Raw genomic sequence first — 22702 nt, 5'->3', positions numbered from 1 at the left:
ATGCTCGACTTCACTGCCATGACCCTGGCGATCGGGCCGGAACTCTGGCTCGCTGCCACAGGATTGATCGGCGTGCTGCTTGGCGCGCTGCTCAAGGACAATTTCAACGGCCTGTCGTTCAAATTCGGCGCGCTTGTGCTCTTCGCCGCGGCCGGTATTGCGGCCGTGACGTATCAGGGCGGCGAAGCGTTCAACGGCCTTGTGGAAACCAACACCTTCGTCAATTTCGCCAAGATCGTTTCCTTCATTGTAGGCGGCCTGGCACTGGTGATGTCGGAAGGCTTCCTCAAGCGGCATGAAACGGCGCGCTATGAATATGCGCTGCTGACCATCTTCGCTGCGCTCGGCATGGGGATCATCCTGTCGGCTGCAAACCTGATGACGCTCTATATGGGCATCGAGACGCTCAGCCTGTCGTCTTATGTGCTGGCAGCGTTCCACCGGGATTCGGCGCGCTCCTCTGAAGCGGGCCTGAAATATGTGATCCTCGGGTCGCTCGCTTCCGGCATGCTGCTCTATGGCGCCTCGCTGGTCTACGGCTTCTCCGGCACGACCTTCTATGCAGGTATTGCGGCAGCTGAGCCGTCTGTCGGCCTGATGTTCGGCATGGTGCTGATGATTGTGGGTCTGGCCTTCAAGGTGTCGGCAGCGCCGATGCACGTCTGGACGCCGGACGTCTATGAAGGCGCCCCGACACCGGTTGGTGCTTTCTTCGGTGCCGCGCCGAAAATGGCCGCCATGGTCGTGTTTGCGAACGTGATGTTCCAGGTCTTCGGGGACTCCATCGACCAGTGGCAGCTGATCATCACGATCATCGCTGGTCTTTCCATGCTGATCGGTGCGTTCGGCGGTCTGACGCAGACCAATATCAAGCGCCTGCTGGGCTATTCCTCGATTGCCAATGTCGGCTATGCGCTGGTGGCTGTGGCTGCCGGCAAGGAGCTTGGTGCCGGTCCGCTGCTGACCTTCATGACGCTTTATGTCGTTTCCTCTCTGGGCCTCTTTGCGGCTGTGCTGGCGATGCGCCGTCAGGGCGGCATGGTGGAAGGCATTTCCGAACTGGGCGGCCTGATGAACAAGCGTCCGTGGCTTGCCATCGCGCTATCGATCCTGATCTGGTCCGTGGCCGGCCTGCCGCCGTTTGGTGGTTTCCTCGGCAAATGGGTCGTGCTGGAGGCAGGTGTCAGCGCCGGGCTTTACCCGCTGGCCATCATCCTCGTGATCGCCTCGGTCGTGTCGCTTGGCTACTATCTCCGCCTCATCAAGATCATGTGGTTCGATGAGCCGACAGAGCGTTTCGAAGCCATCGACGGATCCGTCACGCTGGTCGTGCTGGCATCGTCCCTGTTCGTGATCGTGTTCATGGTCTTCTTCGTCCTGCTCAGCGGATGGGCAACTCAGGCGGCATTGGGGATCACGGCTTGAACCAAGCCTGGCCCGTTCATCGCTACGACACGATAGACAGCACCAATACTGAGGCCCGGCGCCGGGCTCAGACGGGCAGTTTCGAGAATTGCTGGATCCTTGCGGACGAACAGACCGCAGGCCGGGGCAGGCTGCAGCGTAACTGGGCCTCGCCCAAGGGCAACATTTTCACCACGGCCCTGTTCCGGGAACCGGGCGGCATTCAGGTTGCCGGACGAATCCCCTTCGCGGCGGCACTGGCGGTCAGCGACACGGCGCTGGAATACGCACCGGGCGCCGATGTGCGCCTCAAATGGCCGAATGACGTACGTGTGAACAAAGCCAAACTTTCCGGCATCCTGATCGAAACAGGACAGGATGCGCAGGGACTCTGGGTGGTCGCGGGCATGGGCATGAACGTGGCTCAAGTGCCGCCGGAGGCGGGCCAGTCGGCAACATGCCTGATTGACCTCGCAGGCGGGCAAGTTCTTGATCATATTGATGTATTCGGATCCCTCACGCGTCATTTCATGACCCGTTTGTCGCAAGCCCGGGAAAGCTTCGGGCCCGTACGCACCGACTGGCTGAAGCGCGCTGAAGGGCTGGGGAGCATGGTCCGCGTCTCGCCCGGCGGCGTGGCCATTGAAGGCATCTTCGAGGACATGGCGCCGGATGGCGGGCTGATCCTCAGATTGCCGGATGGATCGCGACAGACCATAAGGGCCGGCGACGTACATCTTATTGGAGAGGTCTGACGCGAATGCTGCTCGCTATCGACGTTGGCAACACGAATACGGTCTTCGGCATCCATGACGGCAAGGAATGGGTGAACCAGTGGCGCAGTGCCACCGATCCGACCAAGACCGCTGACGATCATGCCGCCTGGCTGTGGCGCCTGGCCGATATGCATGGCGCCGATCTCAGCCTGATCAATGGCTGTGTGATCTCGACCGTTGTGCCGCAGGCCGTGTTCAATTTCCGCAACCTTGCCCGCCGTTACCTGAATGTGGAACCGATGTTCATCGGTGACCCAAACCTGAAGACGGGTATGGAAATCCGGATCCGCCGGCCGGAACAGGTTGGGGCCGACCGGATCGTCAGCGCTCTCGGCGCGCACAAGAAGTATCCGGGCAACCTGATCGTCATCGACAGCGGCACGGCGACGACCTTCGATGTCGTGGCGGAAGACGGCGCGTTCGAAGGCGGCATCATTTCGCCGGGGATCAACCTGTCTGTGAAGGCGCTGCACGATGCTGCCGCGCAGCTGCCGCGCATTGCGATCCAGCGCCCGCCGCAGGTGATCGGGCAGGATACGATTTCCGCCATGCAGTCTGGCGTGTTCTGGGGCTATATCGACCTGATCGATGGCCTCGTGAACCGGATCAAGGAAGAATATGGCAAGCCGATGAGCGTCGTCGCCACCGGCGGTGTGGCCTCCCTGTTTGAGGGCGCCAGCGAAACCATCGATCATTATGACCAGGACCTCCTCATCCGGGGGCTGCTGGAAATCTACCGCCTCAACAAATAGGACCTTATGCCCGATACAGCGCAAACCCAGGACGAACTCGTCTTCCTGCCGCTCGGCGGCTGCGGCGAAATCGGCATGAACCTCAACGCCTATGGCTATGGACCGCCGGAGGCGCGCCGCTGGATTCTGGCCGATCTCGGCGTGACGTTCGGCGGGGAGGATACGCCCGGTGTCGACCTGATTTGTGCGGATCCGGATTACCTGATCGGAGAACATATCGATGCGGTCTTCCTGACCCACGCGCATGAAGACCATATTGGCGCTGTCGGCCTGATCTATCCGCGTCTGGGCATCAGGGCGCCGATCTACGCCACGCCGTTTACGGCCGAACTTGTCCGCTCAAAGATGGAAGAGCGCGGCGTCGATACGGATGTCCTGAAGACGATCTCGATGGGCGGCAAGGTTCAGGCCGGGCCATTTGAAGTTACCTATGTGACACTGACCCATTCCATTCCGGAGCCGAATGCGCTGGCAATCCGCACACCCGCAGGTGTTGTGCTGCACACAGGCGACTGGAAGATCGATCCGGATCCGCAAATCGGTTCGACTACGGATGTTGAAGGCCTCACCGCACTCGGCGATGAAGGTGTCCTCGCCATGGTGTGCGACTCCACGAACGTGTTTGAGGAAGGCGAGGCAGGTTCGGAAGAAACCGTCCGGCAGGGGCTGGTGGAGCTCATCGCGCAGCAGAAGACCGGCGCCGTGGCCGTCACGACATTTGCCTCCAATGTCGCCCGCGTGAAATCCATCATCGATGCTGCGACACGGGCGGACAGGCATGTCTGCCTTGTCGGGCGCAGCATGCACAAGATCACGAATGCGGCGAAGGCCGTCGGCATTCTGCCGCCAAAACTGGAATTCGTGGACGAGGCGGAGGCCGGGCATTTCCCGCCGGAACATATTCTCTATCTCTGCACCGGCAGCCAGGGTGAGCCCAGGGCCGCCCTGTCGCGGATTGCACGCGGGGACCATCGCCATGTGATCCTGCGCGAAGGCGACACGGTGATCTTCTCCTCGCGCCAGATTCCCGGAAACGAGAAGGGGATCTTCGCGCTGCAGAATGGTCTGGCAGAGCAGGGCATTCGCGTGATCACGCCGCGCATGGTGCCGCAGAAAATCCACGTCTCCGGCCACCCGTGCCGGGATGAGCTGCGCCGCATGTATCAATGGGTGCGGCCGCGCATTTCCGTGCCTGTGCATGGCGAGCGCCGCCACATCATGGAACACGCAGCCTATGCGAAGTCCCTGCAGGTGGCCGAGGCCGTCACGCCCCGCAATGGCAGCCTGGTACGCCTTGCGCCGGGGCCGGCCGAGGTTCTGGACGAAGTGCCGAACGGCCGCCTGTTTCTGGATGGCAACCAGCTGGTGCCGGAAGGCGCGCAGGGCATTCAGGAGCGCCGGAAACTGTCATGGAACGGGATCATTTTCGCCTCCGTCTCCCTCGACGAGCGGGGCGATATTGTCGACGGGCCGGTTGTCGTCGTGAAAGGCTTTTCGGAGCCTGACGGGCGGCTTGCGGATGAAAGCCTTGAATCTCTGGAAGAGGCGGCCGACATTGCTGTCAGTGGCCTGAAACGCAAGAACCGTTTCGATGACGATGCGGTGGAACGTGCGATTGGCCGCGCGCTTCGAAAGGCCGCAGAGACAGCCTATGGCATGCGCCCGATGATCGAAGTCGTTGTTTTGAGGACCTGAGTATCATGAGTGAATTCAAGATCGGACCATTGAACCATGTCGGCGTGGCCGTGCCGGACCTGGAAGAAGCCTGCGAAACCTATCGCACGCTGTATGGCGCGACGGACATCACCACGCCATTCGACATGCCCGAGCAGGGCGTTAAAGTCTGCTTCGTGAACCTTCCGAACAGCCAGATCGAACTGATCGAGCCGCTGAACGAAGAGTCCCCGATCCACAATTTCATCCAGAAAAACCCAAAGGGCGGACAGCACCATGTCTGCTTCGAAGTGGATGACATCAACGAAGCCGTTGAAGAAATGGGCAAGCGTGGCGCCACCGTGCTCGGCAAGCCCCGCATCGGCGCCCACGGCACGATGATCATCTTCGTTCACCCGAAGAATTCAAACGGCGTTCTGATCGAACTGATGGAAAGCCCGAAAGGCGATCACTGATGCAGTTTATGAGTGGGCTGGTCGTTTTCACGATCGCCTGGTGGGTCTGTTTCTTCACCGTCCTTCCCATTGGCATCAAGAGCCAGTGGGAAGACGGTTCGACGATTGATGGCACCGAAGAGGCGGCCCCGAAACATCATATGGTCGGCAAGAAGGCCATGTGGGCCACGATAGGCGCCGCCGTGATAACCGCCATTGCGGCCGTGGTCGTGCCACGCCTGCTTGCGCAATAGGCGCCGCTGCGGCTAGGTGAGCCGCGTTTCACAACAAGTTCCCGGGGATTCGATGCGGCTTTCCAGATACTTCCTGCCCGTTTCCAAGGAAGCGCCGGCAGATGCAGCCATTGTTTCGCACAAGCTGATGCTGCGCACCGGCATGGTGCGCCAGAACGGAGCGGGCATCTACACCTGGCTGCCGCTGGGCTATCGCGTCCTGAAGAAGATCGAGCAGATCGTGCGGGAAGAGATGGACCGCGCGGGAGCCATCGAACTCCTCATGCCGACGCTGCAGCAGGCCGATCTCTGGCGGGAGTCTGGCCGCTATGACGATTACGGCAAGGAGATGCTCCGCATCAAGGACCGGCACGACCGGGACATGCTCTACGGCCCGACCAATGAAGAGCTGATCACCGACGTCTTCCGCTCTTACGTGAAGAGCTACAAGCAGCTCCCGCTGAACCTGTATCACCAGCAGTGGAAATTCCGCGACGAGGTGCGCCCGCGTTTCGGCGTGATGCGCGGCCGCGAATTCCTGATGAAGGATGCCTATTCCTTCGACCTGACGGAAGACGGCGCGCGCGTCGCCTATTACAAGATGTTCTGTGCCTACCTCAACGCGTTCAGCCGTATGGGCCTGACCGCCGTGCCGATGCGCGCCGATACCGGCCCGATTGGCGGCGAACTCAGCCACGAATTCATCATCCTGGCCGATACCGGCGAGAGCGCTGTCTTCTGTGACAAGACGCTGCTGGATATGGACCCGCCGGGGCTGGACCTCGACTTTGACGGCGACCTCTCCGGTGAAGTGGAAAAGCGCACGCAATATTATGCGGCGACCGAAGAGATGCACGATGAAGCGGCCTTCGCGGCTATTCCGGAAGACCGTCAGGTCTCCGCGCGCGGCATCGAAGTCGGCCACATCTTCAATTTCGGCACCAAATATTCGAAGCCGATGAATGCGGTGGTGCAGGGGCCGGACGGCCAGATGGTGCCGGTCCAGATGGGTAGCTACGGCATCGGCGTCTCACGTCTCGTCGGCGGGATCATCGAGGCCTGCCATGACGAGAACGGCATTGTGTGGCCGGACTCCGTGGCGCCGTTCCATGTGGGCCTGATCAACATGCGCGCCGGCGATGAAGCCTGCGACAAGGCCTGCGGCGAGCTGTATGAGCAACTCGAAGCGGCCGGCATCGACACGCTGTACGACGACACCGATGACCGGGCCGGCGCGAAGTTCGCGCGGATGGATCTGATCGGTCTGCCATGGCAGCTGGTGATCGGCCCCAAAGGCCTTGAAAAGGGCATAGTTGAGGTCAAGAACCGCAAGACCGGCGAGAAGGTGGAGCTGCCCTTCGCCGAGGTAATTGCAAAGGTTACGCCCGCATGAGTCAGGCCGCTGCGCCATTCGGACGTCTTGAACGAACCCTGGCCTGGCGGTACCTGCGCGCCCGGCGCGAGCATGGCGGCGCGAGCCTGATTTCGATCATCTCCTTTGTGGGCATCTTCTTCGCGGTTGCTGCGCTGATCATCACGATGTCGATCATGAGCGGTTTCCGCGCGACGCTGCTCGATGCGCTGCTTGGCGGCCAGCCGCACGTCTATGCCGTGGTCAATCAGTACACAGAAGCCGAAGCCGAGGCGCTTGCCGAGACGATCCGGGGCGTGCCGGGCGTGACCAGCGCGTCGCCCTATATCGAGGAATATGTCCTCGTCACGGCCAATGGGCGCAAGACGGGGGCGGTCGTTCGGGCCCTGCGGAACGAAGACCTATCGACGCTCGCATTCCTGAAAGACCATGGACAAGCCGCGATTGATGCCGGGTTCGGCGTCGGCAAGAATGGCGGCAACACAATCATGATGGGCTCGTTCCTGGCGGCAGGCCGGGAAGGGCTGGGCGTCATTCCGGGCGACAAGGTCGAGATCATCACCACCGGCACCAATGCCAGCGTCATGGGCGCGACACCGCGCTCCAAGGCTTATACGGTGGGCGAAATCTTCTCGACCGGCAGTGTCGAGCTCGACATGGCCTACATCTTCATGCCGATGGACCAGGCGCAGATCCTGTTCCAGTCCAGGGACCATTACCAGATGCTGGACATCCGGCTGAAGGATCCGGACAAGACGCAGGAAGCCATGCGGGCCATCGCGCTCGCCACCGGCAATGCTGTGCTGATGTATGACTGGAAAAGCCAGCGTGCGGCCTATCTGAATGCCCTGAAGGTGGAGCGGACCATGGTGCGCCTGCTCGTCATGGTGATCATGGGCATTGCCACGCTGAACATCATCGTCGGCGTCGTGATGCTGGTGAAGAACAAGACCCGCGACATTGCCATTCTGCGAACGATCGGCCTCGGCCGCGGCGGCGTGCTGCGCGTGTTCCTGATGGTCGGCACCGTGCTCGGCTCGCTCGGCGCGCTTCTGGGCATGACGGTCGGCGTCCTGTTCATCCTGAACATCGGCGCGATCGAGGCCTTCATCAATCTGTTCATGGACGGCGGCAAAGTGTTTGATGCGGAGACCTATGGACTCGCGCACCTGCCGGCCATCCTCGACTGGGGCGACGTTTTTAGTACCGGCCTTTACGCCCTCGGCATGTCGGCCTTCGTCTCTCTTATTCCGGCCTGGTGGGCCTCCCGCCAGGATCCGGTCAGCGCTTTGAGGTTCGAGTGATGACGGCCCCTGTGCTTGAACTCGCCGGCATCAACCGCGTCTACAAGACCGCCGCAGGCGAGCTGAACGTGCTGTCCGGTGCGAACCTGAAGCTTGAAGCGGGTGAACTGGTCGGCCTGATCGGCCCATCCGGGTCCGGCAAGTCGACCCTGTTGCACACGGCGGGCCTGCTGGAACGGCCGGAGGCAGGGGTGGTTCTGCTCGATGGCATCGATTGCCTGAAGCTGGACGACAAGGCGCGCACGGCGATGCGCCGCTCCAAGATCGGCTTTGTCTACCAGTTCCATCACTTGCTGCCGGAGTTCAACGCGGCGGACAATGTGGCCATGCCCCTGATGATCGCGGGCGTCAGCCGCAAGGAGGCGCGGGAGAAGGCGACCGAACTGCTGGGCGAAATGGGTCTCGAGCACCGGGCTGACCACCAGCCGGGCCAGATGTCCGGTGGCGAGCAGCAGCGCGTGGCCATTGCCCGGGCACTCGCCAACAATCCGCGTCTCGTGATCGCGGACGAGCCGACCGGCAACCTTGACCCGTCTACGACCGAGCGTGTCTTCGCCACCTTCATCAAGATGGCCCGGGAAGAGGGCGCGGCGGTACTGGTGGCGACCCACAATCACGCGCTGACGACTCATATGGACCGCGTCCTGACGCTGGAAGACGGCCAGCTGGTTCCTTACGTACCGGAATAAGCTGTGAAAACCGGGCATTGCTGTCTGGTCTGGCGGGGGCTGGCCATGCAGTTTATCCTCCTCTGAGGAGAGATTGCCTTGCCCGAGTCGCCTTTCATCCATCTTGCCATCCGCTCCAGCTATTCGCTGCTGGAGAGCATGATTTCGCCGAAGGATGTGAAAGCCTGGTGCGAGGAGCATCTCGTACCGGCCGTGGCGATTACGGACCGGAACAATCTGTTCGGCGCACTCGAAATCTCGCTCACCCTCTCAGGCGCCGGCATCCAGCCGATCATGGCCTGCTGTTTCGACGTTGTGGAAGACGTGCCGCGGGCCGAACCCTCGCGCCTGTCGCTCTACGCCCAGAACGAGACTGGCTACCGCCGCCTGATGTACCTGTCGTCACGTGCCTATCTGGACGCTGCCGATGGCGTGCCGAAACTGTCCCGCGCACTGGTCATGGAACAGACCGAAGGCCTGATCGTTCTGACCGGCGGGGCCGAGGGCGAAGTTGCGAAACACCTGCTCAAAGGACGTGTCGCGGATGCGCGGACAGAGTTGTCCACGCTGGCGGGTGCCTATCCGGGCCGGTGCTATGTCGAGATCACCCGTCATGGCACGCCGGAGGAGCGCGCGGTGGAGGACGGCCTGATCGAGCTGGCCTATGAGCTGGAGCTGCCGCTGGTCGCCACCCATGACGCGCGCTTCATGAAGCCGGACGATGCGCAGGCGCACGACGCCATGATGTGTATCTCGAATGGCGAGTATCTGGGCCAGCCGGACCGCAAGCAGGTCAGTGCGCAGCAATACCTGAAGTCGCCGTCGGAAATGCGGCTGCTGTTCGCGGACCTGCCGGAAGCGATCGAAAACACGGTCGAGATCGCTCGGCGCTGCGCGGTCAAATCGGAGACCCACAAACCGATCCTTCCGAACTTCTCGAATGAAGGCCGGTCCGAGGCGGAAGAGCTGCGCAAGCAGGCGCTGGAGGGGCTCGAATTCCGCCTGAAGGAAGCCGACCAGCTTTATGCGGAGCGGGAGACCTATTTCGAGCGTCTGGATTATGAGCTTGGCATCATCGAACGGATGGGCTTCCCCGGCTACTTCCTGATCGTTTCGGACTTTATCAAATGGGCCAAGGAGCATGGCATTCCGGTTGGCCCGGGCCGGGGCTCGGGTGCTGGTTCGCTCGTCGCCTGGGTCCTGCTGATCACAGACCTCGACCCGCTGCGCTTTGACCTGCTGTTCGAACGCTTCCTGAATCCGGAACGTGTCTCCATGCCGGACTTCGACGTCGACTTCTGTCAGGAGCGGCGCGGCGAGGTGATCCGCTATGTCCGCGACAAATATGGCGCGGATTCCGTGGCGATGATCATCACCTTCGGCACGCTGCAGGCGAAGGCTGTGGTGCGGGACGTCGGCCGCGTCATGCAGATGCCCTATGGCCAGGTCGACCGGCTGGCGAAGCTGATCCCGTTCAATCCGGCCAATCCGCCAAAGCTTCAGGACGCGATCGACGACGAGCCGAAATTCTATGAGGAGATGGACGCCGATGAGCGCGTTGGTGAACTCCTCAAGATCGCGCTGAAGCTGGAAGGCAAATACCGGAACGCCGGGACGCACGCTGCCGGTGTCGTGATTGGCGACCGGCCGCTGGTAGAGCTGGTGCCTCTGTACAACGATCCGCGGGCTGATCTTCCTGCGACCCAGTTCAACATGAAATATGCCGAGACGGCCGGACTGGTGAAGTTCGACTTCCTCGGCCTGAAAACCCTGACCGTTATTGACCGGGCGCTGAAATTCATCCGGCGGGACGGCAAGGATGTCGGTCCGGAGTGGAAGAGCCTGGACGATCAGGCGACGTACGACATGATGGGCGGCGGTGATACGCTGGGCGTCTTCCAGCTGGAAGGCGCGGGCATGCGCGACACGCTGAAGAAGGTGCGCCCCCACAGCCTGGAAGACGTGATCGCCATCATCTCGCTCTATCGTCCGGGCCCGATGGAGAACATCCCGGTCTATATCGAGGGCAAGGAAAACCCCGAGAGCGTCAAATACGCTCACCCGGACCTGAAGCCTGTGCTGGAGGCCACGTATGGCGTGCCGGTTTATCAGGAGCAGGTGATGCGGATGGCGCAGGAAATCGCCGGCTACTCGCTCGGCGATGCTGACCTGTTGCGCCGCGCCATGGGTAAGAAAAAAGTCGAAGAGATGATCGCCCAGCGCCAGCGCTTCGTGGAGGGCGCGGCAAAGAATAAGGGCATGGAAGCCCAGCTCGCCAACGAAATCTTCGACACGATGGAGAAGTTCGCGGGCTACGGCTTCAACAAGTCCCACGCCGCGGCCTATGCCCTGATCGGCTATCATACCGGCTATCTGAAGCGCCACTTCCCGGTAGAGTTCCTGGCTGCCTCCATGAGCCTCGATCTCGGCAATACCGACAAGCTCGCCGCCTTCTTCCAGGAAGCCAAGCGGCTGAAGATCCCGGTGATCGCACCAGACGTGAATTCCTCGACCGCCGATTTCGACGTGCGCGATGGCTCCATCGTTTACGCGCTCGGTGCTCTGAAAGGTGTTGGCCTCGAAGCCATGAAGCATGTCGTGGCGATCCGCGAGCAGGATGGCCCGTTCAAGGACATCTACGATTTCGCCGAACGGGTCGATCCGAAGCATGTGAACAAGAAGGCGTTCGAATCCCTCGCCAAGGCGGGCGCGTTCGACTGTTTCGACAAGAACCGCGCCCGGGTTCTCGCTGGCGCCCCGATGCTGGCGCAAATGGCGGCCAGCGCAGCGGAAGACCGGATGGGCGGGCAGGGCGGCCTCTTCGGCGACGCTGAACCGGCGCTGCGGCCCGCGCTGCCGGTCGTGAAAGCCTGGAACGGCCAGCAGAAGCTGGATGAGGAGTTCCGGTCGATCGGTTTCTACTTCTCCGGCCACCCGCTGGACGATGTGCTCTCCGGTCTCGACCGGGAGCGGGTCACGCTGGCGATGGAGATCGAGGAGCGCGCCTCTGATGGAAAGCCTATCGAAATGATCGGCATTGTCCGTCTGCGCTCCGACAAGCCCGCCCGCAATGGCGGCAAGTTTGCCTTCCTCACCCTGTCCGACCCGACGGGCGAGGTGGAGATGATGGTCTTCCCGGAGACACTTTCCCAGAATTACGATCTGCTTCAGGTCGGCAATGCCGTTGCGGTGACGGTCGGCGTGAAGCGGAATGGGGAAGAGATCCGTCTCAATGCCGAACGGGTCCTCCCACTGGAATCGGCCCGCCTCAGCCGGGGCATGGGGGCGCTAAAAGTGCGCCTCGCCGTCGGGGCCAATCCGTCAGAGATTGCCGGCGTTGTCCACCACCTCGCCAAGCTGCCGGATGCCGAGCGCGGGGAGATCCTGGTCGAGGTGCCGCTCGAGGACGGGCGGCTGGTCATTCTCAAACTGCCGGCCACTTACACAATCAGCCTGAAAGCCCAGCGGGCATTGAAGGATGTGCCCGGCGTGGAACGGGTGGAGCCGCAAAAGGCCGCCTGAAGACATCTGTAATCATGTCCGGGTCAGCCATGATCATGGTGTAGTCCGGTATAGTCATGAAATGGTCATTGGAAGGCCTGCCAAAACAGGTGTCTGACCGCTTGCCCGGCAGGGGAATTTCTGTATAAGCCGCCTCATCTTAAACCAGTTCACGGGTGCATCCGGTGCTGCGGGCCATGGTGGTCCAAAGTTCCACCCGTGACGGCCAACCGGATGGAGACAATCGATGGCCCTACCTGACTTCACCATGCGTCAGCTGCTCGAAGCTGGCGTTCACTTCGGTCACCAAACCCACCGCTGGAACCCGCGTATGAAGCCGTACATCTACGGCGACCGCTCCGGCATTCACATCATGGACCTTTCCAAGACTGTGCCGGCTCTGCACCAGGCACTGCTGTTCGTGCGTGATACGGTGGCCAAGGGCGGCCGCGTGCTGTTCGTCGGCACCAAGCGCCAGGCCCAGGAGCCGGTCGCTGAGGCGGCACAGCGCTGCGCCCAGTACTACATGAACCACCGCTGGCTTGGCGGCACGCTGACCAATTGGTCCACCGTGTCCAACTCGATCAAGCAGCTGCGCGAACTGAATGCCATGTTCGAGAGCGGCGGCGGTGCCGGCCTGACCAAGAAAGAGCTGCTCGATCTGGAGCGCCGCCGTGAGAAACTCCAGAAATCTCTGGGCGGTATCGCTGACATGGGCGGCCTGCCGTCGGCCATGATCGTGATCGACACCAACAAGGAAGCTATCGCCGTTCAGGAAGCCCGCAAGCTGGGCATCCCGGTCGTGGCTGTCCTGGATACGAACTGCGACCCGGCCGATGCCGACTACGGTTTCCCGGGCAATGACGACGCTGCGCGCGCCATCTCGCTCTACTGCAACCTGTTCGCCGATGCTGTCCTCGATGGCCTCGCAGAATCCTCCGCCGGCCTCGGCGTGGATCTGGGCGAGCTGGAAGATGTTGCAGGCGTTGTGGATGGCGACGTTGCTGCAGCAGACGAAACGGCTGACGAAGCCGGCGCATAAGACGCGCCGGTACAATCGAGACTGAGGGAATACAGCTATGGCTGAGATTACAGCTGCGCTTGTGAAAGCGCTCCGTGAAAAAACGGGCGCTGGCATGATGGACGCCAAAAAGGCGCTCGTCGAAAACAATGGTGACGAAGCGGCGGCCACCGAGTGGCTGCGTGCGAAAGGCCTGTCCAAGGCTGCCAAGAAGTCGGGCCGTACGGCTGCCGACGGTCTGGTTGCGGTTCAGGTGTCCGAAGACGGCAAGGCCGGCGCGATCGTCGAGCTGAACGCCGAAACGGACTTCGTTGCCCGTAACGAGAAGTTCCAGTCCGCTCTGGCTGGCATCACCAAGGCTGCCCTGGGCACCGACGGTTCCGTTGAAGCTCTGGCCGGCGCCCCGTCGCCGGACGGCGAAGGCTCGGTTGATGACCTCATCAAGCGTCTGATCGCCACGATTGGTGAGAACATGACCCTGCGCCGTTCGGCCAAGCTGACGGCTGACGGCAAAGTGGCGTCCTACATCCACAACGCCGAAGCCCCGGGCATGGGCAAAGTGGGCGTGCTGGTTGCACTGGACGGTTCGGGTGACCTGGACGAGATCGGCCGCAAGGTTGCGATGCACATTGCTGCAACGTCGCCGGCCGCTGCCACGACCGATGAGCTGGACCCGGCCATCGTTGATGCTGAGAAGCGCGTCCTGACGGAACAGGCCCGCGAAAGCGGCAAGCCGGACAATGTCATCGAGAAGATGATCGTTGGCCGCATGCAGAAGTTCTACAAGGAAGTCGTTCTGGTAGAGCAGCCCTTCGTCATGAACCCTGACCAGACGGTTGGCGAGTTCCTGAAAGGCGAAGGTGCGACGCTGAAAGGCTTCGTCCACTTCAAACTCGGTGAAGGCATCGAGAAAGAAGAAGACAACTTCGCAGACGAAGTCGCCTCCATGACAAAAGGCGCCTGATCAGGCTTGCCTTTCCGCCCGTCAGGGGCTTTGAACATCCCGGCCGCCCATGACAGGCGGCCGGGAATCTTTTAGGAGGCCATAAGGCTTCCAGCGAAGGGAAAAAGACGATGCCGAGCGGGGACCCCGAGACAAGCGGACTAAAGTACAAGCGCGTACTTCTGAAGTTATCGGGAGAGGCCCTGATGGGGCCCGGCCAGTTCGGAATAGACATCCCGACCTGCGAGAAGTTTGCCAAGGCAATCAAGGAAGCCCGGGAAGCCGGCGCGGAGATCTGCCTTGTGATCGGCGGTGGCAACATCTTCCGCGGTGTTGCTGGCGCTGCAAAAGGCATGGAGCGCGCCCAGGCCGACTCCATGGGCATGCTGGCGACCGTCATGAACGCCCTCGCCATGCAAAGTGTTCTGGAGAACATGGACGTGCCGACGCGGGTGTTGTCCGCCATCCACATGGAAGCGATCTGTGAACCCTATATCCGCCGCCGCGCGCAGCGTCATATGGAGAAGGGCCGGATTGTCATCTTCGCAGCCGGTATCGGAAATCCGTTCTTCACGACCGATACAGGCGCAGCCCTGCGAGCCATCGAAATGAATTGCGATGCCCTGCTGAAGGGCACGCAGGTGGACGGTGTCTACACCGCGGACCCGAAGCTGGACGCCTCGGCCACCCGCTATGACGATGTGTCCTACCAGGAATTGCTGGTGAAAGACCTTCGTGTCATGGATTCGTCGGCCGTCAGCCTTATGCGTGACAACAATATCCCGATCGTGGTGTTCTCGCTCAAGGAAGAGGGATCGTTGCTGAAAGTGCTGCACGGTCAGGGCACCTCGACGACAATTACGAACAAGGGAACGTCTGCGAAATGAGCTATGACAAAAAGGACCTTGAGCGCCGCATGGAAGGTGCTCTGAATTCGCTTTCAACGGAATTCAGCGGCCTGCGCACAGGCCGCGCGTCGGTGAACCTGCTCGATTCCATCATGGTGCCGGCCTATGGCTCCACCGTCCCGCTGAACCAGGTGGCGTCCGTCACGGTTTCGGATACGCGCATGCTGTCCGTGAACGTCTGGGACAAAGCTGTTGTTGGCGCTGCAGACCGCGCGATCCGGGAGTCCGGCCTGGGCCTGAACCCGGTTGTCGATGGTCAGAACCTGCGCCTGCCAATTCCGCCGCTGAATGAGGAGCGCCGCAAGGAACTTCAGAAAGTGGCAGGCAAGTATGCGGAGTCTGCACGCGTCGCGATCCGCAATATCCGCCGCGATGGCATGGACAGCCTCAAGGCGATGGAGAAGGACGGCGAGATCAGCGAAGACCGCCATCACGCTCTGTCCGATGAAGTCCAGAAACTGACCGACATCTATGTCGCCAAGGTGGATGACGCCCTGAAGGCCAAAGAAGCGGAGATCATGCAGGTCTGATGTCCGGCGAACCCGCCCCCGCTTCAGAGGGCGCCGGGGCACAGGGGCTGCCGGGGCCGCAGCACGTTGCCATCATCATGGATGGCAATGGGCGGTGGGCGAAAGCCCGTGGCCTGCCGCGCGCCGCTGGGCATGAACGCGGGGTCGAAGCGCTGCGCCGGACGGTCGAAGCCGCGCCCGAACTTGGCATTCGCTACCTGACAGTCTTTTCCTTCTCGACCGAGAACTGGCGCCGCCCGGCAGCGGAGGTCAGCGCGCTGTTCGGGTTGCTCAAAGCCTATGTGCAAAGGGATCTGGGGCGTCTGAAGCGCGAAGGCGTCTGTATCCGGGTCATCGGACGCCGGGAAGGCCTGCCTGATGACATTGCCGCGCTCGTAGACAAGGCTGAGCGCGAAACGGCGCAAAATTCGGACTTCTATCTCAATATCGCCTTCAACTATGGTGGCCGCGAGGAAATCATCCGTGCCGCGCAGAAACTTGCCGCTGCCATCGAGGTGGGCGATCTTTCGGCTGACGCGGTCGATGAGGCGGCCTTCGCCCGGTTTCTCGACACGGACGGGATCCCCGATCCTGACCTCTTGATCCGGACGAGCGGGGAATACCGCCTGTCCAATTTCCTGCTCTGGCAGGCTGCCTATTCAGAGCTCGTCTTCACTGACGTGCTCTGGCCGGATTTTGACAAATCAACGCTTCAGCAGGCCATCGCCGAGTTCCGGAGCCGGGAACGACGGTTTGGCGCAGTGACGCCGGAGACGCGCTGATGGGAGACTGGACGCCCCGGGAACTCAGATTTTCAAATCTGGGCCTTCGCCTCATATCCTCGGCGATCCTGATCCCGTTGGGGCTGGCGGCGGTCTGGTCCGGCGGTTGGGGGCTTGCGGTGGCCTGCGCGGCGGCGGCGGGCGTCATGGCGTGGGAATGGGCTCACATCAGCGGCTTCGTCAAACCCGCATTGCTGGTGGCGTTTGCGGCCCTGACCTGTCTGGCGCTTCCCCTTGGCAATATGGGCATCGCGCTCGGCGTCATTCTCGCGGGCGTTGTGTTTGCAGCGATTGTCGCGAAAGGGGCCTGGAACCATCGCGGCAGCGCCGTGTTCGGGCTGATCTATGTCACTCTGATGCCCGTCTCGCTCTGGCTGCTGCGCGAAGGCCCTTGGGATGGCCGGTCTGCTGCGCTCTATTTCATGTCCTTTGTCTGGGCCTCGGATGCAGCCGCATACTTCACAGGCCGGGGGCTCGGCGGCCCGCGCCTCCTGCCGAAGGAAAGCCCGAACAAGACCTGGAGCGGAGCTTCCGGCGCGGTCGTCGCGTGCATCGTCTGCGGCGTTGCCGCCGCAGACATTCAGATGGTGCCGTTTGCCGTGTGGATCATCGCGGGCATTGCGATTTCCGTTGTCGCCCAGCTTGGCGATCTCTTTGAGAGCGGTCTGAAACGCCGTTTCCGGGTCAAGGATTCCGGGTCAATCCTGCCGGGACATGGCGGGGTCATGGACCGGGTCGACGGCCTTGGCGCGGTGGCCTTCTTCGCGGTGCTGGCATTCCACATTGCGCCCAGCCTGCCGGATATGCTTGGGCTTCAGGCATGAGTGCCAGACGCGCTATTTCTGTTATGGGGTCGACAGGATCCATCGGGTGTTCTGCGCTGGATGTGATCCGGCATGCCAATGCGGACGGTGGTGACCGCTTTGAGGTTGTCGCACTCACGGCCGGCAGCAATGCAGAGAAGCTGGCGGAGCAGGCGCTAGAGTGCCGTCCGCAGATCGCCGTGATTGCCGATGAAAGCCAGTTGCCGGTCCTGCGGGAGCGGCTCTCTGGGTCGGGCATTGAGGCTGCCGCTGGCCGCGTTGCGGTCACTGAAGCTGCAACGCGTCCTGCGCGGGTGCTTGCGGCCATTGTCGGTGCCGCCGGACTGGAATCGACGCTGGCGGCCGTTCAGGCCGGGAACGACGTCGCAATCGCTAACAAGGAAAGCGTCGTCTGCGGCGGGCGGCTGATCCTTGAAGAGGCCAGGAAGGCCGGGGTGAATGTTCTGCCCGTGGATTCCGAGCATAGCGCGATCCATCAATGCCTCGGCGATGGCCGGCAACTCGAAAGCCTGACGATCACGGCCTCCGGCGGCCCATTCCGCACTTCGACGGTGGATCAGATGCGCACGGCAAGCCCGGAGGCGGCCGCAGCCCACCCGAACTGGGCCATGGGCATCAAGAATTCCATCGACAGCGCCACTCTGATGAACAAGGCGCTGGAGCTGATCGAGGCGGCTTATTTGTTCGATGTGGCGGCTGAACGGATCGACGTGATCATTCACCCGCAATCGATTATTCATGGCATGGCGCATTTTACCGACGGGTCTGTGATCGCCCAACTCGGCTCGCCGGATATGCGTACGCCGATTTCCTATGCTCTGGGATGGCCGGACCGTGTTGAAACCACGGTCGATCGCCTGGATCTTGTTCGCCTCGGAAAGCTCGATTTCGAACCGGTAGACAGTCAGAAATTTCCTGCCGTTGCGCTTGCGAGGGAGGCATTTGCCGCCGGTCCTGGTGCTACAACGGTATTAAATTGCGCTAATGAAGCTGCCGTATCTGCATTTATTGCGGGCCAATGCGGGTTTCTGGACATAAGCTGGGTGGTAAAGGAAGTGTTGAGTCGCTTCCTTTCCGGCAATATGGCCGGACTGGCATGCAGTTCGCTAGAAGAGATCGGCCTTCTGGACCGGTACGCGCGTTCTGCCGCTGAAGACGTCTTGAAGCGGGCCCCGGATGGTGGGGCGGAGGGTAGAACGCTTGGGTGAGTTGCTGAGCCAAGGTCCTTTGTTTCTGGCTTGCCTCATCTTCATGATGGGCATCGTCGTCATTGTGCATGAGTTCGGCCATTATCTCGCCGGACGCGCCTTCGGTGCAGCAGTCGAATCCTTCTCCGTCGGCTTTGGTAGCCCGCTTTTCGAGCGCAAAGACAAGCGCGGCACACGCTGGCGGATCAACTGGATCCCGCTCGGCGGTTTTGTGAAGTTTGCCGGCGAAGCGCAGACCGCTGCCGACATCGGAAAACTGGAAAGCGGTCTTGTCGGGCGGCCATATCCGGAGCTGGGCGTCGGCCAACGGTCGATCGTCAGCCTGGCCGGGCCACTGGCCAATTTCGTGCTCGCGAGCCTGATTTTTGCGCTGATGCTCGGCACGTTCGGGCGTCCGAACGTGGAAGTGGGGATTCATTCTGTCACTGAAGGCGGCGCAGCAGCGGTCGGCGGTATCGAAGCCGGCGACATTGTTCTGTCTGCCAATGGCAAAGCCGTGACCACGCCTAGCGATGTCCAGATGGCTGCGATTCTGAACCCCAACACACCCGTAGATTTCGTGGTGCGCCGGGGTGAGGTGCAACAGTCTCTGACTGTGACCCCGAGGGAAATGGTCCGCGAAAACGAGCTGGGACAGCAGGTGCCTCAGGGGACGATCGGCGTTCAGCTTGCGAATGTGAGCATTCAGGAACCGACCCGCTACAATCCTGTCGAGGCGCTCGGGCAGGGTGTTCTGCAGACCGGCAAGACCCTTGAGCAGACTGTCACCATGCTAAGCCGGATCATAACTGGACGCATGTCGATCCATACCATGTCCGGCCCTGTCGGAATCGGTGACGTCTCGCGCCGTATTGTGAATGAGGTCTGGGCGCAGGAAGACGTTTCCGTCGGCACGCGGCTGTCCGAATTGTTCTGGATGCTGCTGGGAATGTGCGCCTCGATTTCAGTCGGGATTGGCTTCTTCAACCTGTTGCCGCTGCCGGTATTGGATGGCGGACACCTTGTGTTTAATGCATACGAGGCCGTGACTGGCCGCCACTTGCCGGAAAAAGTGCAGGAGGTGAGCCTGACTTTCGGTCTTATCCTGTTATTGGGGATGGTCTTCGTCATCACGTGGGGCGATGTCATCGAAACCGGCCTTTTTGGCGGTGGGGGCGGTTAAGCCGTCCGGATCAGGGACTAATCAGAGAGTTTAATCGACGATGCGTAAGTTTCTTGCAGCGACCTTTATGGCGACCAGCGTGTTCGCGCTTCAGAGCGTGGGTGGCGTGGCTGGTTCGGCCCAGGCGCAGGAAGACAATCGGTATGGGGGTACGATCCGTTCGATTGTCGTCCAGGGCAACAAGCGTATCGAGGCGCGGACGGTCCAGTCCTATCTGCTGCTGGAACCCGGTGACACGTTCGATCCGAACCGGATCGACCTCTCGCTGAAGACGCTGTTCGCGACGAACCTGTTTGCAGACGTCTCGATTGACCGTCTGGGCGATGATCTCATCGTCCGCGTTGTGGAAAACCCGATCATCAACCGTGTGATCTTCGAGGGCAACAAGGCGCTCAAAGAGGACAAGCTCCGGGAAGAAATTCAGGCTGAGCCGCGCGGTATCTTCACAGCTGCCCGCGTTCAGAGCGATGTTCAGCGTGTGCTGGAGCTTTACCGGCAGTCCGGCCGCTTCGCCGCGAAAGTCGAACCCCAGTACAAGCCGCTGGAACAGAATCGCGTCGACCTGATTTTCCAGATCACTGAGGGGCCGGTCACCGGCGTCCGCTCGATCAACTTCATCGGCAATGAAGCCTATTCTGACTCCCGCCTGCGCAGCGAGATCGTGACCAAGCAGTCCCGCTTCTGGCGCTTTTTCAGCTCGAACGACAACTACGACCCGGGCCGTCTGGAGTATGACCGGGACCAGCTGCGTCAGTTCTATCAGAACAATGGTTATTACGATTTCCGTGTAACCTCGGCCGTGGCTGAGCTGACACCGGACCAGAAAGACTTCTACATCACCATGACGGTGGATGAGGGGCGCCAGTATGACTTTGGCGAGGTCAAGGTCGAGACGGCGCTTGAGAAGCTGAATGCTGAAGCTCTGCGGGCCGCGGTTCCGATCCAGGAAGGCGCTCTTTTCCGTGGGGACCTGATCGAAAGCACGATCGACTCCCTGACCTATGCCGCAGGTATTGCAGGCTATGCCTTTGTCGACATCCGCCCGCAACTCGACGTGAACCCGGAGACGGGCCGGATCGATGTCACCTTCGTTGTGGACGAAGGTCCGCGCGTCTACATCGACCGGATCAACATTGTCGGCAACACGCAGACGCTGGACCGTGTGATCCGCCGCGAACTGAGAATTTCTGAAGGCGATGCCTTCAACCGGATCCTCCTCGACCGCTCCAAAAACCGGGTGCGGGCACTGGGCTACTTCAAGGAAGTCGACATTGAGGAAGTTCCTACCGACGAGCCGGACCGCACGATCGTCAATGTGAGCGTTCAGGAACAGCCCACCGGTGAGCTGTCCTTCGCGGCGGGCTTTTCCTCAGTAGATTCCTACCTGATCGACCTCTCGGCCAGCCAGCGGAACCTGCGTGGCCGCGGTCAGTCGGTCGTCGCACGCGTTTCATCGTCCAGCCGCCAGCAGGTGGTCGACCTTCGCTTCACCGAGCCGCGTTTCCTGGACCGGAACCTGTCTGCAGGTATCGACGTCTTTGCGACGCGGCAGGACTTTGGCGACATCTCCTACTTCACCAGCGATACCTACGGTGCCGGTGTTCGCGTGGGCTTCCCGCTGACAGAACGTATGCAGCTGGGGCTGTCCTATCGTCTGCAATATGACGACATCGATGTGACGGACATTCCGCTCCTGATCGACCTGGAGACCGGACAGCGCTCGACGCGCCTGATTCAGACAGGCGGGGCCGATACGCCAGACGATGAGACGGATGATACATTCCGGCGCGCCGGACCGGATGACGTCATTGACGGCCAGGAAACCGTTCTGGACCGTTGTGACCCGACATATCTCTATCGTGAAACAATCTGCCGGTCGGAACGCACCGACCTTTCCAGCATCATCGGGTATCAGCTTTATTGGGACCGGACGAACGACCCGATTACGCCGACGCGCGGTTTCGACGTCTCTCTCAGCCAGGACCTCGCCGGCATCGGCGGTGACGTGCACTATCTTCGCACGGAAACGCGCGCATCCTTCTATCGCGGCATCTGGAAAGGTGTTGTCGCCAGCGCACGCCTGTCTGGCGGCTATGTCTTCCCGCTGGAGGATGGTGAAGGTATCCGCATCAACAACCGCTTCTTCCGCGGTGGTTCGACCTTCCGCGGATTTGATGTCGCCGGTCTCGGACCGCGTGAGATCCTGCAGGTGGTCGATCCTGAAACCGGTGAAATCGTTGCCACCCGGCGCCTGAATGCGCAGGGCGGAAACCTCTACTATCAGGGCACGTTCGAACTGAGCCTTCCGAATGTCTTCCCCGAAGAGTATGGCATCAAGAGCGCCCTGTTCGTGGATGCCGGGTCTCTGGGAACGCTGCGCGGCCCGGACAAGGCGCCGACATTCTATACGACGGACCCGATCACCGGGCTGCCTGCTGTACAGTTGACAAAAGAAGCCGCGTCGTTGCGCGCTTCGGCCGGTCTGAGCGTGTTCTGGAACTCGCCCTTCGGCCCGATCCGCTTCGACTTCTCCCAGATCCTCCGAAGCGAGGACTATGACCGGACAGAGACGTTCCGGTTCTCGACCTCAACCCGCTTCTAATCGCAAGCCCCAGAATGGAGACTGCTATGTCCCACCTCAAGAAACTCTTGTTTGCCTTCGCGTTGCTTATCGGCAGCGCGTCCTTCACTGTGCCGACAGCCGCTGCACAGGGCAGCAACGTCATTGCCATCGACGAAGTGAAAATCCTTCGTGAAAGCAAGGCCGGCAAGGATATGGCGACCAAGCTCAACAACATCGAAACACAGATGAACAATGAGCTGACACCAGAGCGCACCAGTCTGCAAACTCAAGGCAAGACGCTGGACGGCAAGCTGCAGGGCAAGTCGCGCGAGCAGGTAAATGCCGACGCGGCTCTTGTTTCCGAGCTGAATGCCTATCAGGCCAAGGCCAATGCCTTCGCGGCGAAAGCCCAAAAAGCCTCTCAGGAGTTTTCGCTCACGGAACGCGTTGCCCTGGCAACTTTCAACAAGGCACTTGAGCCGGTTCTGCTTCAGGTGATCCAGGAGAAGAATGCTCAGCTCGTCGTCTCCAAGAGCTCGGTGGTTTACTCCGCTGACTCGATTGATGCGACGGCTCTGGTTATTCAGAAGCTGGATGCGGCGTCGCCGACGCTGACCGTGACGCGTCAGAAAATTCCGGATCAGCCGGCAAATCCGCAGTAACG

At 61.2% G+C, this 22702-nt stretch carries 20 protein-coding genes; all 20 read left to right on the top strand.

The features are described 5' to 3' along the window. The 20 genes from nuoN to HJA_RS14025 all read left to right on the top strand — a co-directional run bounded on the left by nuoN (position 1) and on the right by HJA_RS14025 (position 22700). Positions 1 to 1425, top strand: coding sequence for an NADH-quinone oxidoreductase subunit NuoN (gene nuoN / locus HJA_RS14120; RefSeq protein ID WP_035583416.1), 1425 nt, complete (start codon positions 1 to 3; stop codon positions 1423 to 1425). After that, on the top strand, positions 1422 to 2159 hold the full coding sequence (locus HJA_RS14115) for a biotin--[acetyl-CoA-carboxylase] ligase (RefSeq protein ID WP_035583481.1): 738 nt from the start codon (positions 1422 to 1424) through the stop codon (positions 2157 to 2159). Before nuoN ends, HJA_RS14115 begins: the two co-directional genes overlap by 4 nt. Before the next feature lie 5 nt (positions 2160 to 2164). Then, complete coding sequence (locus tag HJA_RS14110; RefSeq protein WP_035583414.1) at positions 2165 to 2932, top strand: type III pantothenate kinase; 768 nt, start codon at positions 2165 to 2167, stop codon at positions 2930 to 2932. A 6-nt stretch (positions 2933 to 2938) separates the two neighbouring features. Beyond that, the gene (locus HJA_RS14105) at positions 2939 to 4627 is read left to right on the top strand and encodes a ribonuclease J (RefSeq protein WP_035583411.1); all 1689 of its coding nucleotides are present in this window, start codon (positions 2939 to 2941) and stop codon (positions 4625 to 4627) included. 5 nt (positions 4628 to 4632) lie between these two features. Then, the gene (gene mce, locus HJA_RS14100; RefSeq protein WP_035583409.1) at positions 4633 to 5061 is read left to right on the top strand and encodes a methylmalonyl-CoA epimerase; all 429 of its coding nucleotides are present in this window, start codon (positions 4633 to 4635) and stop codon (positions 5059 to 5061) included. Further along, a complete protein-coding gene (locus tag HJA_RS14095; RefSeq protein ID WP_035583408.1) occupies positions 5061 to 5294 on the top strand; it encodes a DUF1467 family protein in 234 nt (77 codons plus the stop codon). Before mce ends, HJA_RS14095 begins: the two co-directional genes overlap by 1 nt. A 52-nt stretch (positions 5295 to 5346) precedes the next feature. Next, positions 5347 to 6666: a proline--tRNA ligase gene (proS, locus tag HJA_RS14090; RefSeq protein ID WP_035583406.1), complete on the top strand. Its 1320-nt coding sequence runs from the start codon at positions 5347 to 5349 to the stop codon at positions 6664 to 6666. Continuing rightward, positions 6663 to 7949, top strand: coding sequence for an ABC transporter permease (locus HJA_RS14085; RefSeq protein ID WP_035583404.1), 1287 nt, complete (start codon positions 6663 to 6665; stop codon positions 7947 to 7949). The genes proS and HJA_RS14085 overlap by 4 nt, the downstream gene beginning before the upstream one ends. Continuing rightward, positions 7949 to 8638, top strand: a complete 690-nt coding sequence (locus tag HJA_RS14080) for an ABC transporter ATP-binding protein (RefSeq protein WP_035583403.1) — start codon at positions 7949 to 7951, stop codon at positions 8636 to 8638. Before HJA_RS14085 ends, HJA_RS14080 begins: the two co-directional genes overlap by 1 nt. Before the next feature lie 78 nt (positions 8639 to 8716). Then, on the top strand, positions 8717 to 12139 hold the full coding sequence (gene dnaE, locus HJA_RS14075; protein ID WP_155840014.1) for a DNA polymerase III subunit alpha: 3423 nt from the start codon (positions 8717 to 8719) through the stop codon (positions 12137 to 12139). Positions 12140 to 12365: 226 nt separating this feature from the next. Beyond that, entirely contained in the window at positions 12366 to 13160 is a 795-nt protein-coding gene (rpsB, locus tag HJA_RS14070; RefSeq protein ID WP_035583401.1) for a 30S ribosomal protein S2, read from the top strand. A gap of 37 nt (positions 13161 to 13197) precedes the next feature. Further along, a complete protein-coding gene (gene tsf, locus HJA_RS14065; protein WP_035583400.1) occupies positions 13198 to 14103 on the top strand; it encodes a translation elongation factor Ts in 906 nt (301 codons plus the stop codon). A 110-nt stretch (positions 14104 to 14213) separates the two neighbouring features. Beyond that, entirely contained in the window at positions 14214 to 14969 is a 756-nt protein-coding gene (pyrH, locus tag HJA_RS14060; protein WP_035583399.1) for a UMP kinase, read from the top strand. Further along, complete coding sequence (gene frr, locus HJA_RS14055) at positions 14966 to 15520, top strand: ribosome recycling factor (RefSeq protein WP_035583398.1); 555 nt, start codon at positions 14966 to 14968, stop codon at positions 15518 to 15520. The genes pyrH and frr overlap by 4 nt, the downstream gene beginning before the upstream one ends. Further along, positions 15520 to 16281 carry an isoprenyl transferase gene (locus HJA_RS14050; protein ID WP_035583396.1) on the top strand — a complete coding sequence of 254 codons (762 nt, stop codon included), beginning with the start codon at positions 15520 to 15522 and terminating at the stop codon, positions 16279 to 16281. The genes frr and HJA_RS14050 overlap by 1 nt, the downstream gene beginning before the upstream one ends. After that, positions 16281 to 17105: a phosphatidate cytidylyltransferase gene (locus tag HJA_RS14045; protein ID WP_051597723.1), complete on the top strand. Its 825-nt coding sequence runs from the start codon at positions 16281 to 16283 to the stop codon at positions 17103 to 17105. The genes HJA_RS14050 and HJA_RS14045 overlap by 1 nt, the downstream gene beginning before the upstream one ends. Continuing rightward, on the top strand, positions 17102 to 18313 hold the full coding sequence (gene dxr, locus HJA_RS14040; protein WP_035583395.1) for a 1-deoxy-D-xylulose-5-phosphate reductoisomerase: 1212 nt from the start codon (positions 17102 to 17104) through the stop codon (positions 18311 to 18313). Before HJA_RS14045 ends, dxr begins: the two co-directional genes overlap by 4 nt. Next, complete coding sequence (locus HJA_RS14035) at positions 18306 to 19475, top strand: M50 family metallopeptidase (protein ID WP_162177073.1); 1170 nt, start codon at positions 18306 to 18308, stop codon at positions 19473 to 19475. Before dxr ends, HJA_RS14035 begins: the two co-directional genes overlap by 8 nt. Positions 19476 to 19515: 40 nt before the next feature. Next, positions 19516 to 22077: an outer membrane protein assembly factor BamA gene (gene bamA / locus HJA_RS14030; RefSeq protein WP_035583394.1), complete on the top strand. Its 2562-nt coding sequence runs from the start codon at positions 19516 to 19518 to the stop codon at positions 22075 to 22077. Between the two features lie 26 nt (positions 22078 to 22103). After that, a complete protein-coding gene (locus HJA_RS14025; RefSeq protein WP_035583393.1) occupies positions 22104 to 22700 on the top strand; it encodes an OmpH/Skp family outer membrane protein in 597 nt (198 codons plus the stop codon). Positions 22701 to 22702: the final 2 nt, after the last annotated feature.

This window comes from Hyphomonas jannaschiana VP2, assembly GCF_000685215.1.
Classification (GTDB): Bacteria; Pseudomonadota; Alphaproteobacteria; order Caulobacterales; family Hyphomonadaceae; genus Hyphomonas; species Hyphomonas jannaschiana.
This window is presented reverse-complemented; position numbering and strand designations above follow the sequence as displayed.

What these genes read in the sequence shown, in the direction of transcription:
- nuoN (WP_035583416.1), top strand. Translation starts at nt 1, where the DNA reads ATGCTCGACTTCACTGCCATGACCCTGGCGATCGGGCCGGAACTCTGG.
- HJA_RS14110 (WP_035583414.1), top strand. Translation starts at nt 2,165, where the DNA reads ATGCTGCTCGCTATCGACGTTGGCAACACGAATACGGTCTTCGGCATC.
- HJA_RS14105 (WP_035583411.1), top strand. Translation starts at nt 2,939, where the DNA reads ATGCCCGATACAGCGCAAACCCAGGACGAACTCGTCTTCCTGCCGCTC.
- mce (WP_035583409.1), top strand. Translation starts at nt 4,633, where the DNA reads ATGAGTGAATTCAAGATCGGACCATTGAACCATGTCGGCGTGGCCGTG.
- HJA_RS14095 (WP_035583408.1), top strand. Translation starts at nt 5,061, where the DNA reads ATGCAGTTTATGAGTGGGCTGGTCGTTTTCACGATCGCCTGGTGGGTC.
- proS (WP_035583406.1), top strand. Translation starts at nt 5,347, where the DNA reads ATGCGGCTTTCCAGATACTTCCTGCCCGTTTCCAAGGAAGCGCCGGCA.
- HJA_RS14085 (WP_035583404.1), top strand. Translation starts at nt 6,663, where the DNA reads ATGAGTCAGGCCGCTGCGCCATTCGGACGTCTTGAACGAACCCTGGCC.
- HJA_RS14080 (WP_035583403.1), top strand. Translation starts at nt 7,949, where the DNA reads ATGACGGCCCCTGTGCTTGAACTCGCCGGCATCAACCGCGTCTACAAG.
- rpsB (WP_035583401.1), top strand. Translation starts at nt 12,366, where the DNA reads ATGGCCCTACCTGACTTCACCATGCGTCAGCTGCTCGAAGCTGGCGTT.
- tsf (WP_035583400.1), top strand. Translation starts at nt 13,198, where the DNA reads ATGGCTGAGATTACAGCTGCGCTTGTGAAAGCGCTCCGTGAAAAAACG.
- pyrH (WP_035583399.1), top strand. Translation starts at nt 14,214, where the DNA reads ATGCCGAGCGGGGACCCCGAGACAAGCGGACTAAAGTACAAGCGCGTA.
- frr (WP_035583398.1), top strand. Translation starts at nt 14,966, where the DNA reads ATGAGCTATGACAAAAAGGACCTTGAGCGCCGCATGGAAGGTGCTCTG.
- HJA_RS14050 (WP_035583396.1), top strand. Translation starts at nt 15,520, where the DNA reads ATGTCCGGCGAACCCGCCCCCGCTTCAGAGGGCGCCGGGGCACAGGGG.
- HJA_RS14045 (WP_051597723.1), top strand. Translation starts at nt 16,281, where the DNA reads ATGGGAGACTGGACGCCCCGGGAACTCAGATTTTCAAATCTGGGCCTT.
- dxr (WP_035583395.1), top strand. Translation starts at nt 17,102, where the DNA reads ATGAGTGCCAGACGCGCTATTTCTGTTATGGGGTCGACAGGATCCATC.
- bamA (WP_035583394.1), top strand. Translation starts at nt 19,516, where the DNA reads ATGCGTAAGTTTCTTGCAGCGACCTTTATGGCGACCAGCGTGTTCGCG.
- HJA_RS14025 (WP_035583393.1), top strand. Translation starts at nt 22,104, where the DNA reads ATGTCCCACCTCAAGAAACTCTTGTTTGCCTTCGCGTTGCTTATCGGC.